Source organism: Streptomyces sp. NH27 (assembly GCF_056859195.1).
The window spans coordinates 1-4,528 of record NZ_JACEGK010000597.1; the positions used below are offsets into that span (position 1 = coordinate 1).

Here is a 4,528-nt window from a genome sequence, read left to right on the forward strand (position 1 = left end):
CCCTGTGGGCGGCGGGGCACCGCGGGGTCGATCTGTCGGCCGCGCCGCGGGTGGCCGTGCGGGCGGCGGCCGCGGGCGAGGTGGCCTTCGCCGGACCGGTCGCCGGCGTCCCGGTGGTGGTCGTGGCGCTGCCCGGCGGCCTGCGCACCACCTATGAGCCGGTACGGGCCACGGTCGCGGTGGGCGCGCGGGTGGCCGCCGGGGACCAGGTGGGCGAGGCGGCCGCCGGGTTACCGCCGCACTGCTCGGCGGCGTGCGTGCACTGGGGCCTGCTGCGCGGCGACGTCTACCTCGACCCGCTCACCCTGCTCCCGCCGGTGCTGCGCCGGGCCGGACCATCGCGGCTGCTGCCGGTGGACGGGGCGGCCCAGGTGGAGCGGTGAGCGGGCGAAAGGGTGGAGGGCGGAGGTGAGCAGGAGGCGGGTGAGTGGCAGGAGACGAGCGAGCGGGCCGACCGTGGGGGCGGGCCCGCCCGGGGCCGGGTCAGTCCAGCGGCATCGCCGCGGCCAGTTCACGCCACTCGTCGCGCGGGAGGACGCCGTCGGAGCGCAACGCCTGGATGGCCACGTGGTCGGCGCCGGCCTCGTGGTAGGCGGCGACCCGGGTGCGGACATCGGCGGCGTCACCGATGGCGAAGAGGGCGTCGAGCAGTTCGTTGCTGCCGCCGTCCGCGAAGTCCTCGTCGGTGAAGCCGAGCCGTCGCCAGTTGTTCACGTAGTTGGGAAGCTGGAGGTAGATCGACAGGGCGGCGCGGGCCGTCGCGCGGGCCCTGCCCAGGTCGGTGTCGAGGACGACGCCCAACTCGGGTGCCAGCAGCCTGCCGGGGCCGAGTGCGGCCCGGGCCTGGGCGACGTGCTCGACCGTGACCAGATACGGGTGCGCGCCGGCGGAGCGGTCCGCGGCGAGCTTGAGCATCCGCGGGCCGAGGGCGGCGAGCACCCGCCGGGCGGACGGGACCGGGCCGGCCGCGGCATCGAGGCCGTCGAGGAACTCGACCATCTTCGCGTACGGGTGCGCGTAGCCCTCGGTGATCGGGGCGTGGCTGACCCCGAGGCCGAGCAGGAATCGCTCGGCCTGGCCGGGTTCGAGGTCGGCGATCTCCTGGGCGACCTCCACCGCGGGCTGGGTCCACACGCTGAGGATGCCGGTGGCCACGGTGATGCGCCGGGTGGCGGCGAGTAGCGGCACCGCGCGGGCGACCCGGGGCGAGCCGCCGAGCCAGATCGCGCCGTAGCCGAGTTCCTCCAGCTCGGCGGCGGCCTCGCGGTTCTCGCCCTGGAACTCGCTGTCGCCCTGGCTCAGCCGCGAGTTCCACACGCCGACCCGGCCGATGTCCTGTTGCTGTGCTCCTGAAGTCATACCGACGGCAACAGGGCGCTTCACGCGGGCTATTCCGGGCTGTCCGCCAACCGGGTGACGCCGTGCAGGGCCATGGCAACGGCTGCCTCGACGATCTCGGTGGGCAGCTCGGCGGCGCCCAGCTCGATCCGGCGGACTGCCGCATCGACCACGCCTTGCAGCAGCATGGCGGTGAGCCGGGGCTCGGGGTGGCCGAGGCAGGACAGCGCGGCCACCACCATGGCGACCAGACTGCCGTGCGCGGCGCGGATCTTCTCCCGGGCGCCGACGTCCAGCTCACCGGCCGAGATCGCCACCACCGCGCGGTGCCTGCGATCGCCGACCAGGGTGAGCTGGCTGCGGACGTACGCCTCGATCTTGTCCGCGGGGGTCTCGGCGGCCTGCATCGCGGCCTCGACCTCGGCGGCCCAGATCGGGAAGTCGACCGCGCACAGTTCCTCCACCACGGCGGCCCGCGAGCGGAAGTACTCGTACACCGAGGAACGGGCCAGCCCGGTCCGCTCGGCGAGCGCGGGGAAGGTGAGGGCTTCGGTGCCGCCCTCGGAAAGCAGGGTGCGGGCAGCGTCCAGCAGGGCGCGGCGCTGCATCGTCCGGTGCTCGGCCACCGAGGCCGCTCGAATTCTCGGCATTACCCCACTGTAGACAGTCCCGCTCAGCGTGCTCCCATGTCGGCCAGCTTCGCCCGGAGTTGGAGCACGGACTTGGTGTGGATCTGGCTGACCCGACTTTCGGTGACGCCCAGTACCTGACCGATCTCGGCGAGTGTGAGCCCCTCGTAGTAGTAGAGGGTGACCACGGTCTTCTCCCGGGCGGGGAGGGTGTTGACCGCGCGGGCGAGCAGGCGGCGCAGCTCGCGGTCCTCGGCAACCTCGGACGGGTTGTCCGCGCCGGTGTCCTCCAGGGTGTCGACCAGGCTGAGCCGATCACCGCTCTCGGCACCGACGTGCAGCAGCTCTTCGAGGGCGACCACGTTGGCGAGGGAGAGTGCGCTGAACACGCCGTGCAGTTCCTCCAGGCCGACCCCCATCTCGGCGGCCACCTCGGGCTCGCTGGGGGTGCGGCGCAGTTTCGCCTCAAGGGTGGCGTAGGCACGCTCGACGGCGCGGGCCTTCTGCCGGACGGAGCGGGGAATCCAGTCCAGGGCGCGCAGTTCGTCGATCATCGCGCCGCGGATGCGGGTGATGGCGTAGGTCTCGAACTTGATCGCCCGGTCCGGGTCGAACTTCTCGATCGCGTCGATCAGCCCGAACACCCCGGAGGACACGAAGTCGGCCTGCTCCACATTGGCGGGCAGCCCGACGCTGACCCGGCCGGCCACGTACTTGACCAGCGGCGAGTAGTGCAGGATGAGCTGCTCCCGCAGCCGCGCGTCCCCCGTGGACTTGTAGGTCCGCCACAGCGCGTCGAGCGAGGTGGGTGCGGCAGGCCGGGGGGTGGCCCGGGCGGTGGCCACGGCCGCCGCCTGTTCGGACCCGGGGGTGTGCTGGGGCATACGTTGTCGTGAGCCGTTCTGCCGTGGCGTAGGCGGAAGATCAAACCTCCGCGAGCGTAGCGTGACCATAGTGTCGCTGATTGCTACGGCATCCGTGTGGGACATGCGCAGATACGTTCCTCTACGGGTGCGGGTGGTCCGGACAGGGCGCGGGGTACCGCACCGGACCGTGTGGGGGTGCGAGGGCAATAATGCGCCGCATCCCGCCGCCGCGCCGTCCGCACTGTGAACACCGCAGGTCAGCGAGGTTTCCTATCACCTGATGGGGTGTCGGCGGCGTCAACCTGTCCCACTTCCCGGGCTGTCGCGTGCGGTACGGACCAACCGCCAACGCCCGCACTCGCGTACGACGAACCCAAGTGCCCGCAACTCGTGCAACCGACCGAGCGTGTCGGCGGTCGAGATGCCGAGCGTGTCGGCGATGTCCTGCTCGGCGGCGTCGCCTCGGCCGGGCAGTGCCTCCAACACCCGTGCGGCGGCCGGTCGCAGCAGATCCCTGGGCAGCACGGGTCCGCGCCGGTCCGGAGCGAGGTCGGCGCCGATCTCCCCGACCAGCTCGACCACTTCGGCCGCGTCGGTGACCATCACCGCACCGCCGCGCAGCAGTTCGTGCACCCCCTCCGACATGGCACTGGTGCACGGCCCGGGCACGCCCATGGTGATCCGGCCCAACTCCCCCGCCCACCGGGCGGTGATCAGGGACCCGCTGCGGTAGCGGGCCTCGACCACCACCGTGCCCCTGGTCAGGGCGGCGATGACGCGGTTGCGCAGCACGAACCTCGACCGGGTCGGATGGGCGCCCGGCGGCAGTTCCCCCACCAGCAGCCCGCGTTCGGCGATTGCCGCGATCAGCTCGGTGTTCCCGCGCGGGTAGGCCACGTCGATCCCGCTGGCCACCACGCCGATCGTGGCGCCGTCGGCCGTCAAGGCGGCGCGGTGCACGGCGCCGTCCACGCCGTACGCCGCCCCCGAGACGATCACCCAGCCCGCGCCCGCAAGACCCGCGCCGAGCCGGACCGCCATGTGCCTGCCGTAATCCGTGCAGGCCCTGGCGCCCACCACCGCGACCGACCGCAGGGCCCACAGCCGCAGCGACGGCCGCCCGCGCACCCATAGCCCGTACGGCCGCTGCACTCCCAGGTCGTCGAGCTGGCCGGGCCAGTCACCGTCGCCCGGGCAGAGGAAGCGGCCGCCGGCCCGGTGTGCCGCGGCCAGATCCGCCACCGGGTCGGCCCGCGCGGCCCTGATTCCATAGCTCTCGGTCCGCTCCAGGCCGGCCCCGGGCAGCCGCCGCCCGCCGAGCGCGGCGCGCAACGCCGCCTGCGGGCCGAGATCCCGCACCGCCCGGCCCATCACCTTGTCACCGGGGTCGGCCACCCGGGTCAGCGTGACCCGGGCGAGCCGCTCCTGCCACCCCACCGCCGCACCTGACCCTCCTGCACCTGTCAACTCGCCTGCCGCGTAAGCAGCCCGCAGTTCCTCCTCGGCGGCAGCCCGCCCACGTGTGCGCCCGAGGGCGTCACCGGCATCACCTCCGCCGCCCGTGTCAGCCCCAGTTCCGGCGCCGGTATCCGCGCCGACACCGGCATCAGCGCCCCGACCCGGGCCGGCCGCACCGCCTTCCGCACCGGCCCCCGCGCCCGCTTCCCGCGCACCCCGATCCGCGCCCAACTCCCC

5 protein-coding genes are annotated in these 4,528 nt (G+C 73.6%); 1 reads left to right on the plus strand and 4 read right to left on the minus strand.

Features of this window, described 5'->3' with window-relative positions; genetic code table 11:
* The coding region (locus tag AC13HU_RS32690; RefSeq protein ID WP_483045607.1) for a peptidoglycan DD-metalloendopeptidase family protein at positions 1–383 on the plus strand (383 nt) is incomplete at its 5' end.
* A gap of 100 nt (positions 384–483) precedes the next feature.
* Here the strand turns inward: AC13HU_RS32690 and AC13HU_RS32695 are convergent.
* The 4 genes from AC13HU_RS32695 to dprA all read right to left on the minus strand — a co-directional run bounded on the left by AC13HU_RS32695 (position 484) and on the right by dprA (position 4,522).
* Positions 484–1,359 carry an LLM class F420-dependent oxidoreductase gene (locus tag AC13HU_RS32695; protein WP_483045608.1) on the minus strand — a complete coding sequence of 292 codons (876 nt, stop codon included), beginning with the start codon at positions 1,357–1,359 and terminating at the stop codon, positions 484–486.
* Positions 1,360–1,388: 29 nt separating this feature from the next.
* A complete protein-coding gene (locus tag AC13HU_RS32700; protein ID WP_483045609.1) occupies positions 1,389–1,988 on the minus strand; it encodes a TetR/AcrR family transcriptional regulator in 600 nt (199 codons plus the stop codon).
* Between the two features lie 23 nt (positions 1,989–2,011).
* Positions 2,012–2,851 (minus strand): RNA polymerase sigma factor WhiG, encoded by an 840-nt coding sequence (gene whiG / locus AC13HU_RS32705; RefSeq protein ID WP_483045610.1) that lies wholly within the window; start codon positions 2,849–2,851, stop codon positions 2,012–2,014.
* A 279-nt stretch (positions 2,852–3,130) separates the two neighbouring features.
* Positions 3,131–4,522, minus strand: coding sequence for a DNA-processing protein DprA (gene dprA / locus AC13HU_RS32710; RefSeq protein WP_483045611.1), 1,392 nt, complete (start codon positions 4,520–4,522; stop codon positions 3,131–3,133).
* Between the last annotated feature and the right edge of the window lie 6 nt (positions 4,523–4,528).